Source organism: Marinobacter sp. KMM 10035 (genome assembly GCF_046537445.1).
Classification (GTDB): domain Bacteria; phylum Pseudomonadota; class Gammaproteobacteria; order Pseudomonadales; family Oleiphilaceae; genus Marinobacter; species Marinobacter sediminicola.
In genome coordinates, this window is the sequence record NZ_JBBVMG010000001.1 from 589,398 (window position 1) to 609,242 (window position 19,845).

Annotated in this window: 13 protein-coding genes and 1 pseudogene; 12 read left to right on the forward strand and 2 right to left on the reverse strand. The window is 54.0% G+C overall.

Annotated features, from left to right (window positions below):
- Nucleotides 1–77: 77 nt before the first annotated feature.
- Complete coding sequence (gene mnmE / locus AADB16_RS02570) at nt 78–1,466, forward strand: tRNA uridine-5-carboxymethylaminomethyl(34) synthesis GTPase MnmE (protein ID WP_309044172.1); 1,389 nt, start codon at nt 78–80, stop codon at nt 1,464–1,466.
- Nucleotides 1,467–1,565: 99 nt separating this feature from the next.
- On the forward strand, nt 1,566–3,032 hold the full coding sequence (locus AADB16_RS02575) for an aldehyde dehydrogenase family protein (protein ID WP_410801176.1): 1,467 nt from the start codon (nt 1,566–1,568) through the stop codon (nt 3,030–3,032).
- 46 nt (nt 3,033–3,078) lie between these two features.
- Here the strand turns inward: AADB16_RS02575 and AADB16_RS02580 are convergent, their stop codons facing one another.
- The gene (locus AADB16_RS02580; RefSeq protein WP_309044178.1) at nt 3,079–3,537 is read right to left on the reverse strand and encodes a YchJ family protein; all 459 of its coding nucleotides are present in this window, start codon (nt 3,535–3,537) and stop codon (nt 3,079–3,081) included.
- Between the two features lie 164 nt (nt 3,538–3,701).
- On the opposite strand from AADB16_RS02580, the gene AADB16_RS02585 reads away from it, so the two are divergent.
- Nucleotides 3,702–5,810 carry a TonB-dependent receptor domain-containing protein gene (locus AADB16_RS02585; RefSeq protein WP_410801178.1) on the forward strand — a complete coding sequence of 703 codons (2,109 nt, stop codon included), beginning with the start codon at nt 3,702–3,704 and terminating at the stop codon, nt 5,808–5,810.
- A gap of 202 nt (nt 5,811–6,012) precedes the next feature.
- Nucleotides 6,013–6,768 (forward strand): substrate-binding periplasmic protein, encoded by a 756-nt coding sequence (locus AADB16_RS02590; protein WP_309044180.1) that lies wholly within the window; start codon nt 6,013–6,015, stop codon nt 6,766–6,768.
- Between the two features lie 138 nt (nt 6,769–6,906).
- Here the strand turns inward: AADB16_RS02590 and AADB16_RS02595 are convergent, their stop codons facing one another.
- On the reverse strand, nt 6,907–8,727 hold the full coding sequence (locus AADB16_RS02595; RefSeq protein ID WP_410801180.1) for an acyl-CoA dehydrogenase C-terminal domain-containing protein: 1,821 nt from the start codon (nt 8,725–8,727) through the stop codon (nt 6,907–6,909).
- 351 nt (nt 8,728–9,078) lie between these two features.
- Between AADB16_RS02595 and AADB16_RS02600 the strand changes: the two are divergent.
- The 8 genes and pseudogenes from AADB16_RS02600 to AADB16_RS02635 all read left to right on the forward strand — a co-directional run.
- Nucleotides 9,079–9,459: pseudogene (locus AADB16_RS02600) on the forward strand (DUF3833 family protein); the annotation flags it as partial.
- 37 nt (nt 9,460–9,496) lie between these two features.
- Complete coding sequence (locus AADB16_RS02605; RefSeq protein ID WP_410801182.1) at nt 9,497–10,591, forward strand: efflux RND transporter periplasmic adaptor subunit; 1,095 nt, start codon at nt 9,497–9,499, stop codon at nt 10,589–10,591.
- Between the two features lie 3 nt (nt 10,592–10,594).
- Nucleotides 10,595–13,708, forward strand: coding sequence for an efflux RND transporter permease subunit (locus AADB16_RS02610; protein WP_410801184.1), 3,114 nt, complete (start codon nt 10,595–10,597; stop codon nt 13,706–13,708).
- Nucleotides 13,709–13,745: 37 nt separating this feature from the next.
- On the forward strand, nt 13,746–15,026 hold the full coding sequence (locus tag AADB16_RS02615; protein WP_410801186.1) for an MFS transporter: 1,281 nt from the start codon (nt 13,746–13,748) through the stop codon (nt 15,024–15,026).
- A 356-nt stretch (nt 15,027–15,382) separates the two neighbouring features.
- The gene (gene mnmG / locus AADB16_RS02620; RefSeq protein ID WP_309044185.1) at nt 15,383–17,269 is read left to right on the forward strand and encodes a tRNA uridine-5-carboxymethylaminomethyl(34) synthesis enzyme MnmG; all 1,887 of its coding nucleotides are present in this window, start codon (nt 15,383–15,385) and stop codon (nt 17,267–17,269) included.
- Nucleotides 17,270–17,277: 8 nt separating this feature from the next.
- Nucleotides 17,278–17,913 carry a 16S rRNA (guanine(527)-N(7))-methyltransferase RsmG gene (rsmG, locus tag AADB16_RS02625; RefSeq protein WP_410801188.1) on the forward strand — a complete coding sequence of 212 codons (636 nt, stop codon included), beginning with the start codon at nt 17,278–17,280 and terminating at the stop codon, nt 17,911–17,913.
- A 71-nt stretch (nt 17,914–17,984) separates the two neighbouring features.
- A complete protein-coding gene (locus tag AADB16_RS02630; protein ID WP_309044187.1) occupies nt 17,985–18,779 on the forward strand; it encodes a ParA family protein in 795 nt (264 codons plus the stop codon).
- Nucleotides 18,780–18,845: 66 nt separating this feature from the next.
- Complete coding sequence (locus AADB16_RS02635; RefSeq protein WP_309044188.1) at nt 18,846–19,721, forward strand: ParB/RepB/Spo0J family partition protein; 876 nt, start codon at nt 18,846–18,848, stop codon at nt 19,719–19,721.
- The last annotated feature ends 124 nt before the right edge of the window (nt 19,722–19,845 follow it).

Here is a 19,845-nt window from a genome sequence, read left to right on the forward strand (position 1 = left end):
ATTGTTCAGTAAAGGCTCCGTGACGGAGCCTTTACTGTTTCAGGAATGCACAAAATGTTGTGTAAGAGGCATGATTCATGAACCAGAGCGCTAGCACCCCCCATACTCCCGACACCATTGCAGCCATAGCCACCGCACCCGGCCAGGCTGGCGTGGGAATCGTTCGAGTATCCGGCCCTCTGGCCAAGCCTATTGCTACGAAAATGCTGGGTTACACCCCAAAGCCCAGATACGCCCACTACGGGGGATTTCTGGATCAGAACAGTGACCTTATTGATGAGGGTATCGGGCTATTTTTCCCGAACCCGAATTCGTTCACTGGTGAAGATGTTTTTGAATTGCAGGGGCATGGTGGCACCATAATTCTGGATTTGTTACTGCGGGAAGTTTGCCGTCACGGTGCCAGGCTGGCACGCCCTGGTGAATTCTCTGAGCGAGCGTTTCTTAACGACAAGCTTGATCTGGCCCAGGCCGAAGCCATTGCGGATCTCATTGAAAGCAGTTCCGAGCAAGCTGCGCGCTGCGCAGTGAGGTCCATGCAAGGTGTTTTTTCCCGGCGTATCGAAACTCTGGTTGAGGCGGTTACCCACCTCAGAATATATGTAGAAGCCGCCATCGATTTTCCGGAAGAGGAAATCGACTTTTTGGCTGATGGCAAAGTGGGCAGCGATCTGCAGACGTTGCTGGAACAACTCGAGGGTATTCTGGGTGAAGCCCAACAGGGTACGATTCTTCGTGACGGGATGAAGGTAGTCATTGCAGGACGTCCCAATGCCGGAAAATCCAGCCTGCTGAATGCTCTCGCCGGTCGGGAAGCAGCTATTGTGACCGCCATTGAAGGCACCACTAGAGACGTGCTTAGGGAACATATTCACATTGATGGCATGCCTCTGCATATTATCGACACGGCTGGCCTGCGAGACAGCCCGGATGAAGTGGAACAAATCGGTATTGCCCGTGCCTGGGAGGAGATACGCCAGGCAGACCGTATTCTGCTCATGGTGGATGCCACCACTACGGATAAAACCACACCCCACGAAATCTGGCCGGATTTTATCGATCAGTTACCCGCTGCTGCACCGGTAACAGTAATCCGGAACAAGGTGGATCTGAGTGGCGAAAACATAGGTATTTCGGAGGTAACCAACGGCGATAAACCGGTGATTCGCCTGGCAGCCAAGTCCACTGAAGGCTTGGACGTACTTAGGGATCACCTCAAGCAATGTATGGGCTTCGCCAGTACCACAGAAGGAGGTTTCCTTGCCCGACGCCGCCACCTTGATGCGCTGGAACGCGCCAAGGACTTTCTGGTCCAAGGTCAAGCGCAGCTGGAAGGCTATGGTGCTGGCGAATTGCTGGCAGAGGATCTTCGGGCAGCCCAGGATTCACTGGGTGAAATCACTGGGCAGATAACACCGGATGAGTTGCTAGGTAAGATTTTTGGTTCCTTTTGTATTGGGAAGTGAACGCCCGGCCAACTATAGTTACCATCAGCTCGGTCGCATACTTCCGCTAAATAGATACACTGGTATCAAATAATCCGAATACATAGCGAGGTCGATCTTATGTCTGAGTGCTACCAAGATCTCCATTTACAGCTGTTGGCAGGGGAATGGCGAGAAGGCAGCGGTGACAATTCCCGCCCCGTCATAAATCCGTACTCTGGCGAGACATTGCTCTCGATTCAAGCAGCAACCTCCGCCGACCTGGACGCCACTTACCGTAAAGCAACAGAAGCTCAGCTGGCTTGGGCAGAAACACCACCGGCGGAGCGTTCAGCATTATTACTTCGCGCAGTGTCAATCTTCGATGAACGCAAAGAAGAAATCATCGACTGGTTGATTCGTGAGTCTGGCAGCACACGATTAAAAGCCAACATCGAATGGGGCAGTGCCCGGGGAATCACTCTGGAAGCGGCCAGTATGCCCGCCAGGGCTCAGGGTGCCACCATGGGCAGCGATATTGCGGGAAAAGAGAATTTTGTCTATCGCAGGCCTTTAGGTGTTGTGGGTGTTATCAGCCCCTGGAATTTCCCTTTGCATCTCTCGCAACGCTCTGTTGCACCCGCTCTTGCCTTGGGTAATGCGGTGGTGATCAAACCCGCGAGTGATACGCCGATCACAGGTGGCTTGCTACTGGGCCGCATCTTTGAAGAAGCGGGTCTGCCAGCGGGTTTGCTGAGTGTGGTGATTGGCCCGGGATCGGCCATCGGTGACGATTTCGTGGCCCACCCCATACCCTCTCTAATTTCATTTACCGGATCAACGCCAGTAGGCAAGAACATCGGCAAGATTGCCACCGGTGGTCGCTATCTGAAAAAAGTCGCCTTGGAACTCGGGGGTAACAGCCCGTTTGTGGTGCTTGATGATGCGGACATAGAGCACGCTGTGAAAGCGGCTGTATTTGGAAAGTTTTTGCACCAGGGCCAGATTTGCATGGCTATCAACCGGATTATCGTCGACTCGGCGGTTTACGATCGATTTGTAGAGGGCTTTGTTGCCCATGTTGGCAAGTTGAGCGTCGGCGACCCTTCTGCGATGGAAACCGCCATTGGCCCCATCATCAATAAATCCCAACTGGAGGGTTTGCAGCAGAAAATTGCCAAGGCCAAAGAGCAGGGCGCAAAAGTGCTCCTTGAAGGCGATATCAAAGGGCAGATGATGCCACCACATGTTTTTGGTGACGTAACGCCGGATATGGAGATCAGCTGCGATGAAATCTTTGGCCCGCTTGTGGGTATTCAGAAAGCACGGGACGAACAGCACGCTCTGGAGCTCGCTAATGGCACGGAATTTGGTCTCTCCAGTGCCGTGTTTTCCGGCGATCTTTACAGAGGCTTGGAATTTGCGCGCAAGATCAGAGCCGGTATGGCTCACGTGAACGATATGCCGGTTAACGATGAAGCACACATGCCCTTTGGCGGTGAGAAAAACTCGGGTCTGGGCCGTTTCAACGGCAACTGGGCCATCGAAGAGTTTTCCACAGTTCAGTGGGTGAGTGTGCAGAAAACTCCGAGACAATATCCGTTCTGATCAAGCTCGTGCATTGACAGACCCGGCTGTTAAGGGTGCTTTATCCCTAGATGCAACACGCTTTGAACTTTTTGCCGCTTCCACATGGGCAGGGTTCATTGCGTCCGGGTTTCAAAACACCTTCCTGTGGTTGGCCCTTAAGGTAATACCAGCGCCCATCTTCCCGAACAAACTCGGAATTTTCCTGCAAGTAGCCCCAGCCAGTTCCCAGCCTGTAAATCGCCTGAAAGTGCACCTGGCCTGTGTTGCCCGTTTCACCACTACTAAGAATTCGTAAAGATACCCAATCTGGCGACTCATCCAAATCCATCTCCGTTGGTCGGGTGCTGTTGTGCCAGCTGGCGCGCAGATAGTCATCAAGTTTCAATACAAAGCCGGTGAAACGCGAGCGCATAAGCGCCTCAGGAGTGAGGGCAGTGGCACCCTCGTGGTAAGGCTGGCAGCAATCCGCATAGGTGCGCTGGCTGCCACAGGGACAATATAGGATAGCGGTATGATCAGGCATAAGGTGATAACTTTTGTGCGTGAAGCTAATGCGAACCAGTATACCAGCCTGATCCGGAGCTGATTTTATTTCGTTTAAAACAACTTAATAGTATCTATTGCTATATGTAAACGAGAAGTAATATCATTCGCATCTTTCGGACATGAACCAAAAGGACGGATGGTATGTTGTTTTATCGGATAGCTATGGGCGCGGCCAGCAGCGCGCTTGTTTTCAGTGCCGCTGTACAAGCGCAACCCGCGGAGCTGAGTGAGCTGGTGGTAACCGCCTCCGGCTTTGAACAGAGCCAGTCTGCCGCGCCTGCCAGTATCACTGTTATTTCCGGTGAAGAGATCCGCAGCAAACAGGCGTTCAGCCTCACGGATATTCTTGATGACGTGGAAGGCTTGGATGTCAGTGGTTCGGCAGGCAAGACCGGCGGTTTTGACATCCGTATGCGAGGAATGCCGGCAGAATATACTTTGATCCTGATTGATGGGCGACGACAGAACACCGCGGGTAACGTCACCCCAAATGGTTTTGGTCAATCGGCAACCAATTTTCTACCGCCGCCGGCCGCCATCGAACGTATAGAAGTAGTGCGTGGGCCCATGTCCACTCTCTATGGCTCAGATGCCATGGGGGGCGTTATAAACATCATTACCCGTAAAGTCAGCCCGGAATGGATAACCTCTCTCACAGCAGAAACGACCCTCAATCAGGATAGCGACTTCGGCAACAGCCGGGCCTATAGCGCCTACACCACGGGCCCTCTTGTAGATAACCTTATAGGCATGCAGCTGCGCGGCCGTTGGTTTGAGCGGGATGAATCTACGTTGGAATTTCTGGATCTCAATGGCGATCCGATCGAAGTCAGTACCCGTGGACCCAGCCCGGTGGAGTCTGCACAATATACGGTTGGCGGCCGATTCACCGTGACGCCCGATGAATCCAACGATCTATGGGTGGATATTGAAAGCAGCCGGCAGGACTACGACAACGCTGAGGGTCAGCTGGGTACCTTGGGGACGCAGGGTTATGGCCCGGAGCTGGAATTTGATCGCGATCAATTCGCGGTTGGCCACACCGGGCGTTTCGACATTGGCACCCTGGAAACAAGCATCATGAGAAATGTCACGGAGACCGGTGGCCGGGTCATTCCCAATGGGGTGCCGGGAAAAACGCCCGGCTCAGAACGGGAGCTGAAGTCAGAGAACCGTGTGATCGACAGCAAGTTGGTAATGCCTTTGGCCAATCACGTTATGACAGTCGGCGGCCAGTGGCTTGATGCCCGGATGATTGATGGCGTGGCAAGTGAAGAATTCAAGCAAAAAAACCAAGCCTTGTTTGTAGAAGACGAATGGTTTCTGGCCGATGATCTCGCCCTGACGCTGGGTGGCCGGTACGACCACCATGACTCTTTTGGTGGCCAGTTCAGCCCAAGAGCCTATCTTGTCTGGAACTCTACACCCGAGCTAACCGTTAAGGGTGGCGTAAGCCGCGGTTACAAAACACCGGGCCTTGAACAGTTGGCTCCGGGTGTCATCGGTTTTACCGGACAGGGCACTATTCCATTATTCGGGAACCCGGATTTGAAACCCGAAAAATCAACATCCACGGAACTGGCTGTGATCTACGAAAAGCCGGCGGGCTATCGGGTGGGTGTAACTGTGTTCTACAACGAGTTCACCGACAAGATCGCTGAAGGCCCGGACCTGCTGAACTGCAGTTATGCACAGGATCCCAATCGGGCGGGCTGCGTCGACAGAGGCAACTGGCCTTTGGCGGATGTGTTTGGTCAGGACATGAACATCGATGAAGCCATAACCCAGGGTGTGGAGCTGAACGGTTCGGTACCCTTCGCCCGGGATTGGCGCTTGAGTGCCAATTACACCTATACCGACAGTGAACAGAAGTCCGGAGAGAACAAGGGCGAGCCACTGACCGATACACCCGAACACATGGCAAACCTGTCCTTGCGTTGGGCACCGTCAGTGCGCTGGTCGGCCTTTGTGAAGGCACAGTATGAAAGCGAGCGCTACCGAGCCCGGGACAGAATTCGCGGGGCTGCTTCCTACGCGGATCTGGGCGACTTCAAAGCCGTTACCCTGGTGCATCTGGGTGGAGAGTATCAGGCGTCTGACAACCTTGGCTTCAGCGCTACCATCTATAACCTGTTGGATGAGGATTTTATTGAGTATCGGGCTTACGATAACGGCGCCAGCTATGGAAACCTCTACGCCAATTCCGAAGAAGGCCGGCGTCTCTGGTTGTCTGCCACCTACTCGTTCTGATCCCCTTGCCCAGTGGACTCTAAAAATTAATGGTTATCAATTTTGCTATCGGCAGCATCGCCGATAGCACTTTGTTGTTTTACGAAAACACACACATTTCTTCTAAAATAGTGCTGAACATTGCGGTAAGCTTCCGAATAGTCGGGTTCCGTCTGTGTTTTAGTTCTTTGTAATATTATCCAGGATAAAAAGGAGAGTATCTGTGTTTAAACGTATTCGTTACGTAGCGCTGGTGATTGCGGTCATAGGAAGCATTGCGTCGGAGTTGGCTTATGCATCGGACAAGTTGTATCTGTACACGGAGAACTTCCCTCCCTATAACATGAGCTCTTCGGGCCGGGCTTTTGAGCACAATGCAAATGAAATCGATGGCATTTGTACTGAAATGGTTAAGGCCATACTGAAAAACACAGATTTGGACTACGTGATCAAATTACGTAATTGGGATTATGGTTACAACCGGGCACTGGACAAATCGAACCATGGGATTTTCTGTACAACGTTCACTGAAGAACGTGAGAACAAGTTCAAGTGGGTAGGCCCGCTGACTAAAAACCTTTGGACAATCTTTGCTGCCAGTGGAACCAACCTGAAGATTGATAAGCTGGAAGACACTAAAGGCATGCTATACGCCGGGTATCGCAATGATGTCATGACCACGTATTTGCTTGATCGTGGATATGAAGTATCTGCTATGGAGAGCGATGATATTAACCCGAAGCGTCTTGAACTTGGCCAGGTAGATTTGTGGATTGCCGACCGCTTGGCAGGGCCGTACTTTGCTTCTCAGCAAGATGTGGAAGGGCTTCAGCCGGTATTTTCGTTTAACGAAACTGAATTGTATCTGGCTATGAATCTGGGCACATCTGAAGAGGTCATGCGAAAACTTCAGGAAGGTCTCAACAAGATCAGGAGCAACGGCATGTACGAGGCTATTGAGACCAAATACGGCCTTTAAGCCTGATCTGTGATTGTCTCGTTGTTTGAAGGGGGAATTGGTTCCCCCTTTTTTCTGCCTCTCCTACTCCCGGGTTCAAGAAGACTACAGGTTACTGTGGTGCCCCGGGGGTAGCCAGTTGTGGCTCTTTATGTGGGTTTAGCCGGTAAATGCCATGTTCTCCGGATCGATCTGCATCAGGTTACGACTTGGGCTCAACATGCTTGTGGCATGGGTTTGAGACCTAGGAAGCAATCGTTCGAAATAGAACTCAGCGGTGGCTAACTTGGCATTGTAGAAAGCCTCAGAATCGTCACCCCCGTTGTCCAGACGGTCTGCGGCAGCCACAGCCTGGCGTAGCCACATATAAGCCATGGTCACATAGCCGCTGTACATAAGAAAATCGTAAGAAGCCGAGCTAACCACATCGCGATCTTTGCGCGCTGCCAGCATGATCCGCACGGTGAGCAGGTTCCACTGAGCAGTAAGTTTGAGCAGCTCTACCGCAAATGGACGCACACGGCTGTCGGTCAAATGCTTACGGGAAAAGTTCGCAATCCGGGCGGTAAACTCACGAACTGCGCCGCCTTTGGTGGTGAGCAGTACCTTACGACCCAGCAGATCCAGTGCCTGAATACCGGTGGTGCCTTCATACAAGGTGGCAATCCGCGTATCCCGGGCAATCTGTTCCATGCCATGTTCACGAATGTAACCGTGGCCACCAAATACCTGCATTCCCAGGTTAGCGGCTTCGTTGCCCAGTTCGGTCAGGAAGCCTTTCAGAATCGGGGTTAAAAAGCCCAGTTTGTCATCGTATTTGGCGGCTTTCTCTGCATCTCCCGCGGAATGGCCTTCAACCATATGGTCTGCCAGGCGAGCGGCGTCATACAACATGGCGCGGCCACCTTCGGCAATGGCTTTCTGGGTGAGCAGCATGCGCCGCACATCGGCGTGGTGTATCAGGCTGTCGGCTACATAGTCCGGGTCTTTTTTACCGGAAAGCGCACGCATGGAGCGGCGCTCCTTGGCGTAGTCCAGTGCCCACTGGTAAGACAGTTCAGCGGGCCCGACACCTTGAATAGCGGTACCGATACGAGCCGTGTTCATAAAGGTGAACATGCACTCCAGGCCTTCGTTCTCGGGGCCAATCAGGTAGCCGGTTGCGCCATCAAAGTTCATAACGCAGGTCGCAGAAGCCTTGATGCCCATTTTTTTCTCGAGGCTGCCACACACTACGGCGTTGCGCTCACCTACACCACCTTCGGCGGTGGGCATGAACTTGGGCACAATGAACAAGCTGATGCCGCGGGTGCCTTTGGGGGCGCCCGGCAGACGGGCCAGAACAATGTGGATAATGTTCTCGGTAAGATCGTGGTCGCCGGAGGAAATAAAGATCTTGGTGCCGGTAACCCTGTAGCTACCATCAGCCTGTGGCTCGGCTTTGGTTTTTACCTGGCCCAGATCCGTACCGCATTGGGGCTCGGTCAGGCACATGGTGCCGGCCCAGCGGCCCTCTGTCATAGGCAGCAGGTAGGTGTCTTTCTGATCGTCAGAGCCGTGCAAAAATATGGTATTCATGGCACCCATCGACAAGCCCGGGTACATGGAGAACGACCAGTTTGCGGTGCCCATCATTTCCTGCTTCAACAGGCCCATGGACGCCGGCAGGCCTTGGCCGCCGTATTCTTCCGGGGCAGAAAGCCCCTGCCAGCCACCCATCACATATTGATCGTAAGCTTCTTTGTAGCCCTTCGGAGTGGCTACCTCGCCATCTTTCAGTGTGCAGCCTTCTTCATCGCCCGGCTGGTATAGGGGGCTTAGCTGTTCTTCGCTGAAGCGCGCGCACTCAGTGAGGATAGCGTCCACGATATCCGGAGTTGCATTCTCTCCGCTGGCCAATGTGGCGTAGTGCTTTGGGTAATCAAATACTTCATTCAGCAGAAACTTCATGTCACGCAAGGGCGCCTTGTAAACCGGCATAATCAATCCTCTGTACGGGTCTGAAAATCTTCGAGCGGGGTTTGTGCAGCGCTCAGTTGCCTGCAGTTTTACGGCATAGTGCTGCGGAATCCATTGACGAAAAGCGCTCATGACGGTGTCAGTAAAGACAGTTCGAGGGTTTTGCAAAGGCCATCTGCTGATCGAAGAACTCTCCTCGGGCGTATTCAAGTATCAGGTATGAACGCGTTTAACCCGGTCGTAATTCTGGGTAAAAAAGCTTTCTGGAGAGCTATATGAATAGTGTAAAAAACGTGCAAAATCTGTGTTCTGCGATACCCAAAGGGGGGCGGCACTCTATACTCGTGTTGACCGCGGTTTTGGCATTGCTGGGGGGGCTGTTCTGGCCCTGCACTGACAGATTATGCAGAACGCGGGCCCAAGCTGGTTCCGGAAGCGTTCTTCAGTGGTGAACTTAGCGCCCGTGGCGTGGTCAAGGACATGTCCGGTGAGGTGATTCGCACATTTGATGCGGATATCTCGGCATCCTGGAATGACGCTGGCGATGTGGCGGAGCCGGGAACCATGCGCTGGAGTGGTAACACGATTCACATGAACTATGTGCTACGGATAGCTTATGGCGATGGAACCCTGGATGTACGAATGGACGACTGGATGTATCTGATAACGCCCGACACCTTGATCAACCAGACCACTATGAGCAAATGGGGGGTTGATGTCGGTGAACTTGTGATTGTGATACAGAAAAAATAGAACCCGGCGGAAGCCGGTCTGTCTGCTGAGAGACTTTATGTTGAAACAATGGCTGATCGGTTTTCTACTGGTCGTATTAGCACTGGGTGCTGCTTTGGTTTATCGCAGCCTGGATGAATCGGCTGAGGCGCAGGTTGCTCGTGAGCGGCCTGCGAGTGCAGTGAACATCGTGTTGCCTGCAACGGATACGGTGCGGGATGAAATCAGGGCAGTTGGTAGCTTGAATGCAGTCAATGAGGTGAACCTGACCACTGAAACTAGCGGCCGTGTGGTAGCGATCAATTTGAAGTCTGGCCGCCGGATAAAACAGGGCGACCTGCTGCTGCGGCTTGATGATCGACAGGCGAGGGCAGATCTGGGTGTTATTGAAGCCCAGTTGGCAGACGCTCGGCGTAAATACGAAAGAGCCAAAAGTCTGCGAGACAACAACAGTATTTCCCAGTCCTTCGTGGATGAGCTGAGAACCGCCGTAGAGGTGTCTGAAGCTCAGCGTACCGCGGCGCAGGTCAGGCTTGAAAACCACCGTATTGAAGCCCCGTTCTCCGGCGTGGCAGGCTTGAGTGATATTAGTATCGGCGCCTATATAACCGCGGGCACCACTATAACAACGTTGGATGCCACATCCCCCATGGAGCTGAATTTCTCCATCCCCGAGCGCTTTCTTGGCCAGATCAGTCCGGGCCAGAAGGTACAAGGCAGCTCCCCGGCTTACCCTGATCAGGTATTCATTGGCGAACTGGTTGAATTGGGTTCCCGCATTGATGAGCTCAGTCGCTCGTTACCGGTTCGCGCCCTGATTGATAACACGGAGGGGCAGTTGCGCCCAGGCCAGTTTATGTCCGTTAGCCTGACATTGCGTGAGCGCCAGGCTCTGGTTATCCCGGAGCAGGCGGTTATGGTTCGTGGTGCCGAACAATATGTGTTTGTGGCAGATGACGGTGTTGCCCGGCGCGTGCCAGTAACGCTGGGCTCACGTATGCCCGGGCGTGTGGAAATTGCGAAAGGGCTAACAGCAGACGATTCGGTGGTGGTGACAGGGCAAGATCGGCTTAGTAGTGGTGAACGTATCCGGGTGATCGATGATGAAAACGCGATTCCCGAAAACCGGTTTACCCTTTCTGTGGAGTCGTAAGCCGTGATTCTTTCAGATATTTCAATCAAACGTCCGGTGTTTGCTACGGTTCTCAGCCTGCTGATTGTCGTGTTTGGTCTGGCTGCCTTGTTCGGCCTGCCGGTGCGCGAATATCCCGACATTGACCCACCCGTGGTGTCTGTTTCCACCAGCTATACGGGTGCGGCCGCTGAGGTGGTTGATACCCAGATCACTCAGATCATCGAAGGTGCCATCAGCGGTATAGAAGGGATTCGCTCTATCCAGTCATCCACCCGTCAGGGCGGTTCTTATACCACTATCGAATTTTCCTCCAGTCGGGATGTGGACATTGCAGCTAACGATGTTCGCGATGCTATTTCGAGGGTGAACAACCAGTTACCGGATGAAGCCGATCCGCCCGTGGTGCGCAAAGCGGATTCCGATGCCCGCCCCATGATGTGGGTAACCCTGCGCAGCGATCACTGGGATTCAGCCCAGATGAGCGACTATGCCGACCGGGTTCTGGCAGATAGATTGGCGGTGGTGGATGGCGTCGCCGATGTGCGAATTGGTGGTGAGCGCCGCTATGCCATTCGCGTGTGGCTTGACCGGGAACGCCTGGCGGCTCGGGATATAACCGTGGCCGAAGTTGAGCGGGCGTTGCGCGCTAACAACGTAGAGCTACCCGCGGGTTCTGTGGATTCGTCCACTCGTAACTTTACTGTGCGGGCAGAAGGCAGGCTGGAAACGGTTGAAGAATTCCGTGAGCTGGTGATTCGCCGGGATGGCAATCAGCTGCTGCGCCTGGGAGAAGTTGCGAATGTGGTGATGGGTGTGGAGTCCGATATCGGGCGCTTGCGCGCCAACGGCCAAACCGCCATTGGTATGGGCATTATCCGGCAGTCCAAGGCCAATACCGTGGCTGTATCAGATGCTGTTCGGGGTGAGCTGGATAAGATACGGGAAACCCTGCCACCGGAAATCAGCATCACTGAAAGCTACGATGAATCCATATTTATCCGTGCCTCCATTCGCGAGGTAATGATCACCCTGGCAATTGCAGTGTCATTGGTCATCTTGGTGATCTTCCTGTTCCTGCGCTCCTGGCGCGCCACGCTGATCCCCGCAGTGACCATACCGGTAGCGGTAATCGGTGCCTTTATTGGGCTCGGCTTCCTGGGTTTTTCCATCAACGTACTCACCTTGCTGGCGGTCATACTCGCCATTGGCCTGGTGGTGGACGATGCCATAGTGATGCTGGAAAACATCCAGCGCCGAATTGATAAGGGTGAGCCGCCGCTGCTGGCCGCCTATCGTGGTGCCAGGCAGGTAGCCTTTGCGGTGATTGCCACCACCCTCACACTGGTGGCTGTGTTCGTGCCCATTTCGTTTATGGGCGGCAACATAGGCCGGTTGTTTGCGGAGTTTGGTTTCACACTGGCGGCGGCAGTAGTTGTGTCCAGCCTGGTGGCGCTGACTCTCGCACCCATGCTGTGCTCCAAGTGGCTAAAACCCAGCCCGAAAAGCGGAGAAGGGCATGGTTTTTGGGCCATTATCGAGAAAGTGCTGAACGGACTCACCAGTGGATACGAACGGCTGCTGAGGTTTTCACTCAATCAGGCTGGCCTGGTGCTGGGCATTGGTTTGGTGGGGCTGGTTGTGGCGGTTGTGATATACCCGAAACTGCCTCAGGAACTGGCACCTATCGAAGACAGAGGCACGATTATTATGCCCGCCAGTGCGCCTCGGGGCGCCACCGTTCAGTACACCGATCACTATGTAAAACAGGCAGAAGAAAAGCTCATGCCTTTTCTGGAAGATGGGCCTGCCAGCCGCATGTTATCCATTGTCGGTTTCCGCGAGCGGGAAGACAGCGCGTTCATCATAATGGGGCTGGCCCCTTGGGATGAGCGGGAGATCAAGCAGCAGCAGGTTACCAGCGAGATACGGAAAAAGTTTGCGGATATTTCCGGTATTCGCATGGTGGCGATCAATCCGCCAGGGCTGGGCCAGCGTGGTTTCAGCCAGCCAGTAGAGTTTGTGGTTGCCGGGCCGGACTATGAATCTGTGCAAGCCTGGAGTGACGAGCTGGTAGCGCGGGCCAAGGAAAACCCCAACCTGCTGAACTTGCAAACCGATTTCGAGCTCACCCGGCCGGAGCTCAGCGTTGCGATTGATCGCGAGCGAGCGGCAGATCTGGACATTACCATTGAGGATGTGGGCCTTACACTGCAAACCATGCTGGCATCACGGAAGGTAACAACCTATCTGGAACGGGGTCGCGAGTACGATGTCATCATGCAGGCCGATGATGCCAGCCGCGCGACACCATCGGATCTGGGCCAGATATTCTTGCGTCCGAGAGAAGGTGGCGACCTGATTCCACTGCAGGCACTGGTTTCAATTACAGAGAAAGGGGCAAACCCCGATCTTCGCCGCATAGATCGCCTGCCGGCCGTGGTTATCAGCGGATCTCTGGCAGATGGCTATGATCTTGGCTCCGCACTGACCTACCTGAACACGCTTGCAGTAGACACCTTGCCGTCAGAAGCCCGGTTGAGTTACCAGGGCTTGAGCCGGGAGTTTCAGGAATCCTCCTCCGCGATTTATGTCACCTTTGGCCTGGCGTTCATTATCGTGTTCCTGGTGCTGGCGGCCCAGTTTGAAAGCTGGATTCACCCGCTGATCATCATGCTCCCTGTGCCTTTGGCGGTAACCGGTGCACTGCTGGCATTGTGGTGGAGCGGCATCAGCCTGAACATATACAGCCAGATCGGGATCATCATGCTGCTGGGGCTCATGTCGAAGAACGGCATATTGATTGTGGAGTTTGCCAACCAGCTTCGAGATGAAGGTTACGAGGTTAAAGAGGCGATTCTGGCGGGTGCGTCCCTGCGATTCCGGCCAGTACTGATGACTACGATATCCACAGTCTTCGGTGCGGTGCCTCTGGTTATTGCCACAGGCGCGGGTGCTGAAAGCAGGGCAGCGATTGGTATGGTGATTCTGGGCGGGCTGATTTTTGCGACCACGCTTACGTTGTTTATCATCCCGGTGCTATACAATATGCTGGCAGGCTTTGCTAAATCCGCCAATGCGGTTGAACATGAGCTGGAGCGCCAGGCCTCTTTATCCCAAGCCAGTTCGTCAGATTAATAACGGGCTGGTGTGACCCTGCAATCCGGAAGGTTTTATGGCCATACCCAGCCAGTTCCGTTTACTGGGACAGCGGCGATTTTTGCCGTTTTATCTCACCCAGTTTTCCGGAGCGTTCAACGACAACCTCTATAAAAACGCACTCTTGTTGCTGATTGCCTATCAGACCACGGGTTTGTTGGGGATGTCGGTGAACACGGTAATCAATCTGGCTGCGTTTTTGTTCATCCTGCCGTTCTTCCTGTTTTCCGGCATTGCCGGGCAGATGGCCGACCGCTGCGAGAAAGCGGCGATTATCCGCAAAGTAAAACTCGCCGAAATAGGCATTATGGCACTGGCTACCTTAGCGCTCTGGCTAGGTTGGTACGAAGGGCTGCTGGTGCTGCTGTTCTTGATGGGCACCCAATCTACCTTTTTTGGGCCGGTGAAGTACGCCATTCTGCCCCAGGTACTTGGGGAAGATGAGCTGGTAGGTGGCAATGGCTTGGTGAGCATGGGCACGTTTGTTGCCATTTTGCTCGGCACCATAGCCGCCGGCTTGTTGATGGGGCTTGAGGGCGCGGTAAAGCTCACGGCTGCGAGCGTTTTGGTGATGGCAGTTTTAGGCTATATCGCCGCAAGACAGGTGCCAGACACTGGGGTACCCCTTAATGCGCAGGCGGTGCGCTTCCGCCCGGTGTTGGAAACCTGGCACCTGATGGGTGTGGCCGCCGAGCGCAAGCCGGTGCTTTGGGCGATTCTCGCCATTTCCTGGTTCTGGTTTCTTGGTGCAGCCTATCTCACTCAGTTTCCAAATTTCGCCTTGAGTAACCTTCAGGGTGACGAAACCGTGGTCACTCTTCTTCTGTCCATGTTTATCGTGGGCATCTCAATCGGCTCGATGATGTGTGAGCGCCTTACACGGCATCGAATCACTTTGACCCCTATTCCTTGGGGCGCCCTTGGGTTGACCCTTTTTGGGGTAGATCTGTTTTTCGCGGTACCGGCAAGCCCGGAGCCCTCCACCTGGTGGACACTGGTCACGGATCCAGCTTACATCCGGGTATTAGCTGATCTGGTGGGTATCGGCGTGTGCGGTGGTTTGTTTATTGTGCCCCTCTACGCGTTTATCCAGCATGAAACCCCTGAAAATAAACGGGCGCGAATCATTGCAGCGCTGAATGTAATAAATGCGCTGTTCATGGTTGTAAGCGCACTCACCGGCATTGTTGTACTCGGGCTTCTCGAAGTGGGAATTCCGGGCTTTTTTCTGTTGATCTCACTGGTCAATGGGCTTGTGCTCATAGCCGTGTGGCGTTTGAGGCGGCGAGCAGGATAGAGTTCTGTGGATAAATAGTTGGATAAGCTGCGGATAAGCCTTAAATATAATTTTATAATATCTTTCAAAACAACGGCTTAGTTGTCAATGAGGGGCGCTTTATAAGCGATGAATTTGTGGATAACTTTATTGAAAACTTTTTGAGGAGAGCTGCCCAAGCCTATGAAAACCCGATGATTTAGGTTTTTCGCTGCATCACACGAAGCGTTAAACAGGTATTTTATCCGGTGACAGCGACCCAGAGGCTGCCATGTGCAGGTGTTTCTGGTTAAAATTTGCACATTCTGACTGCATTTTTCCGGGCGAAACGTTATACTCCCGGCCCTGTTTTTATCCCCCGATTTCCGAGGTGAGCTGTGGATTTTCCGACCCGTTTCGATGTAATTGTCATTGGTGGTGGCCATGCCGGTACCGAAGCCGCGCTTGCGGCCGCGCGTATGGGTTCGCAAACCCTGCTGCTGACCCACAACATTGAAACCCTTGGGCAGATGTCCTGTAACCCGGCCATCGGTGGCATTGGCAAAAGCCATTTGGTGAAGGAAATTGATGCCCTTGGCGGCGCCATGGCGCAGGCCACTGATCTGGCAGGCATACAGTTCCGGGTACTAAACAGCCGAAAAGGCCCGGCAGTGCGAGCTACCCGAGCCCAGGCAGACCGTGTTCTGTACAAGGCTGCCATTCGCCATACTCTCGAAAGCGAGCCAAATCTCACCCTGTTTCAGCAGGCTGCAGATGACCTGATTGTGGAAAACGACCAGGTAACCGGCGTCGTGACCCAGACCGGTATCCGGTTTAACGCTAAAACCGTCGTACTGACAACAGGCACCTTCCTCGGCGGCGTTATCCACATTGGCATGCAGCAGCATTCCGGCGGACGTGCCGGCGATGCGCCAGCCAACGCGTTGGCTCAACGGTTGCGAGAACTGCCATTTAACGTAGGCCGCCTGAAAACCGGCACGCCGCCACGTATTGATGCCCGCAGTGTCGATTTCTCCGTGATGCAGGAGCAGTGGGGCGATAACCCTGCGCCGGTGATGTCGTTTATTGGCAGCCGGGATCAGCATCCGGAACAGGTGTGCTGCTACGTTACCCGCACCACCGAGCAAACCCACGACATTATACGCAGCGGCTTTGATCGCTCGCCTATGTTTGCCGGCAACATTGAAGGCGTTGGGCCACGCTATTGCCCGTCGATTGAAGACAAGGTCAACCGTTTTGCCGACAAAGACTCGCATCAAATATTTGTAGAGCCAGAAGGCCTGACCACCAATGAGTTGTATCCAAATGGCATATCCACCAGCTTGCCGTTTGATATCCAGCTGGCGGCAGTGCGTTCCATTCCAGGCTTTGAAAATGCCCATATCACGCGGCCTGGCTATGCCATTGAGTATGATTATCTGAACCCCCAGGACTTGCGCCACACTCTGGAAACCAAGTTCATCCAGGGTCTTTATTTCGCCGGCCAGATCAACGGTACTACTGGATATGAAGAAGCGGGTGCCCAGGGTTTGCTGGCGGGCATTAACGCAGCCCTGCGCGCGCAGGAAAAGAGCGAGTGGTATCCGCGCCGCGATGAAGCCTATCTCGGGGTGCTGGTGGATGATCTGATCACCATGGGTACCAAAGAGCCATACCGCATGTTTACCAGCCGAGCGGAATACCGCCTCATCCTGCGCGAAGACAACGCCGATTTACGCCTCACCGAAACCGGCCGCAAGCTGGGATTGGTAAATGACGAGCGTTGGCAAAAATTCAATACCAAGTTTGAAGCCATTGCGACAGAGCGCAAACGCCTCGAGAACACCCGTATACACCCGGCAACTGAAGCGGGCGATCGCGCCAACCTTTTCCTTAAACAGCCCATGACCCGGGATCACACCCTGGCGGAGTTGCTGCGTCGCCCGGAAATTGTGTACAGCCATGTGGCTGAAATCGGGGCTGCGCAAGCAGAAGACCCGGTTGTGGCGGAACAGGTGGAAATCGAGATCAAGTACGAAGGCTATATTTCGCGCCAGACCGACGAAATTGAGCGTTTGCGCCGGAATGAGAACACGGCGCTGCCTATTGATCTGGATTACGATGTAATCGGCGGGTTGTCGAATGAGATCAAGCAGAAGCTGAAAGAAGTTCGCCCGGAAACGGTTGCACAAGCCTCGCGGATACAGGGTGTAACGCCGGCTGCGATCTCGCAGATATTGGTAAATCTGAAAAAGCGCGAGCTTTTGCGCAAGCAGAGCGCCTGAACCCTGCCATGACTCAAACACTCTGGCAGCGCCAACTCCGGGAAGGGCTGGCGCAAATGCAGCTTTCCCTCGATGACGACAAGCAACAACGATTGTTGGAATTTCTTGCTCTGCTCAACAAGTGGAACAAAGCATACAACCTCACGGCGGTGCGCAACGAGGGGGAGATGGTTTCCCGCCAGTTGCTCGACAGCCTCAGTATTCTGCCTTGGGTAACCACGGAACATCTTCTCGATGTGGGTGCTGGCGGCGGCTTGCCGGGCATTCCTCTGGCCATTGTGCTGCCGGAAACGCGCTTCACCCTGCTGGATAGCAATGGCAAGAAAACCCGTTTTCTGAATCAGTGTGTGCTGGAGCTGGGGCTCAAAAATGTGGATGTTATCCATGGCCGAGCTGAAGATTGCCAGCCAGAGCAGCCATTTAGCCAGATCAGCAGCCGGGCATTTACCGCATTGGATAATCTGGTGACCTGGTGTGGCGAGCTGTTGGCGAATAATGGCAGCTTCCTTGCCATGAAAGGACAGTATCCGGATGATGAGGTGGCTGCCCTTCCTGCGGGTTGGCAGGTATCATCCAGACATTCCCTGGGTGTTCCCGGTGCTGGTGGTGAGAGACACCTGTTGGTGCTGGGTCGGGCAGAGTAGTTCCATTAAAGAATAACCCCAGTACTCGCAACGGTATTCGGCAGCGGTATTCATTAACAAGGAGGCGAGACATGGCGCGCGTGATTGCAGTGACCAATCAAAAAGGTGGTGTGGGCAAAACCACTACCTGCGTCAATCTTGCAGCCTCATTGGCCGCCACCAGGCGCCGGGTTTTGCTGGTGGATATGGATCCCCAGGGCAACGCCACCATGGGCAGTGGTGTCGACAAGAGCTCACTGGAACTCTCAGGCTACGACTTGCTTACCAAGCGCGCGACTGCCGCCGAAGTGATTATTCCGGCAGAAGCCTCCGGTTTTGACATCATGCCGTCCAACGGCGATCTGACCGCCGCTGAAGTTGAACTGATGAACGAGATTGGCCGGGAGCATCGGCTCAGGCTTGCGATCAACGGCATTCGAGACAACTACGATTACATTCTGATCGATTGCCCACCCTCACTGAGCCTGTTAACGGTAAACGCACTGTCTGCAGCGGACTCAGTGCTTATCCCCATGCAGTGTGAGTATTACGCTCTGGAAGGCCTTGCGGCATTGATGAATACCGTAGAGCAGATCAAGGAAACGGTGAACCCGAATCTGGAAATCGAAGGCATCCTCAGAACCATGTATGACCCCCGGAACAGCCTCACGCTGGATGTCTCTGGCCAGCTTACCGAGTATTTCGGAGACAAGGTGTACCGTGCGGTAATTCCCCGTAACGTGCGTCTAGCGGAAGCGCCCAGCTATGGCATGCCCGCATTAAAGTATGACAAAACCTCCAAGGGTGCGATTGCCTACCTTGCGCTGGCCGGTGAAATGGTGCGTCGCCACGGGGTGAAAAAGACATCGACTCCGGTTGCGGTGTAACATAGCGGCTCGTCTCTTTTAACAAAGAAGCACAACGACTATTTAACGGGAAGAATGACTGACACCATGGCGGCGAAGAAACGAGGATTGGGCGAGCGCGGGCTGGGAGCCCTGCTGGCCGGTTCCAGAGTTAACCTGGACCAGGAACTGAAAGATCACGACGGCGAGTTGCGACAGGTTCCTATCGATCTGATCCAGCGCGGTCGTTTTCAGCCACGTCGCGACATGGATCCGGCTGCCCTGCAGGAGCTGGCGGATTCCATTCGCCAACAAGGCGTGATGCAACCGGTTGTTATTCGCCCCATTGCGGAAGGCCGCTATGAGTTGATTGCCGGTGAGCGCCGCTGGCGGGCCACCCAAATGGCAGAGTTGGATAGCATACCCGCCATCATCCGGGATGTTCCTGATGAGGCAGCCATCGCCATGGCGCTCATCGAGAACATTCAGCGCGAAAACCTCAATCCTATAGAAGAAGCCTTCGCGCTCCAGCGCTTGCAGGATGAATTTGGCCTGACCCAGGCCCAGGTGGCTGAAGCGGTGGGCAAGTCCCGTTCCACCATCACTAACCTTCTGCGCCTGATTGGGTTAACCGAAGATGTGCGTTTGATGCTGGAACATGGCGATCTGGAAATGGGCCACGGTCGGGCCATGCTGACACTTACGCCGGAACAGCAGATGCAGGTGGCCAAACAGGTTGTCGCTAAATCTCTGTCAGTGCGCCAGACAGAAGTTCTGGTTCGTCGGATGCAGCAGGATTCCGTTGCTGGAAAACCCTCAAAACCGGGCGCCATTGATCCCAATATTCGTGCCCTGCAGGATGATCTTGCAGAGCGCCTGGGAGCAAAAGTATCTATTGCCCATGGCCAGCGTGGCAAAGGCAAACTGGTCATAGAATACAGCTCGCTCGATGAGTTGGACGGTATTCTTGGCCATATCCGCTAATCGCGGATAAAAAACAGCTTGTAGGCCCAAAGACCTACAAACACCAGATGTCGTTACCGTGACGCACCGAAGCCACAAATTGTGTGGTAAATGCCCCTTCTTAAGCCCTATGTGTTGAAAATTT

Bases quoted from the DNA above. Each gene is read 5' to 3' on its own strand.
- mnmE (WP_309044172.1), top strand. From the start codon at position 78: ATGAACCAGAGCGCTAGCACCCCCCATACTCCCGACACCATTGCAGCC.
- AADB16_RS02575 (WP_410801176.1), top strand. From the start codon at position 1,566: ATGTCTGAGTGCTACCAAGATCTCCATTTACAGCTGTTGGCAGGGGAA.
- AADB16_RS02580 (WP_309044178.1), bottom strand. From the start codon at position 3,537: ATGCCTGATCATACCGCTATCCTATATTGTCCCTGTGGCAGCCAGCGC.
- AADB16_RS02585 (WP_410801178.1), top strand. From the start codon at position 3,702: ATGTTGTTTTATCGGATAGCTATGGGCGCGGCCAGCAGCGCGCTTGTT.
- AADB16_RS02595 (WP_410801180.1), bottom strand. From the start codon at position 8,727: ATGCCGGTTTACAAGGCGCCCTTGCGTGACATGAAGTTTCTGCTGAAT.
- AADB16_RS02605 (WP_410801182.1), top strand. From the start codon at position 9,497: ATGTTGAAACAATGGCTGATCGGTTTTCTACTGGTCGTATTAGCACTG.
- AADB16_RS02615 (WP_410801186.1), top strand. From the start codon at position 13,746: ATGGCCATACCCAGCCAGTTCCGTTTACTGGGACAGCGGCGATTTTTG.
- rsmG (WP_410801188.1), top strand. From the start codon at position 17,278: ATGACTCAAACACTCTGGCAGCGCCAACTCCGGGAAGGGCTGGCGCAA.
- AADB16_RS02630 (WP_309044187.1), top strand. From the start codon at position 17,985: ATGGCGCGCGTGATTGCAGTGACCAATCAAAAAGGTGGTGTGGGCAAA.
- AADB16_RS02635 (WP_309044188.1), top strand. From the start codon at position 18,846: ATGGCGGCGAAGAAACGAGGATTGGGCGAGCGCGGGCTGGGAGCCCTG.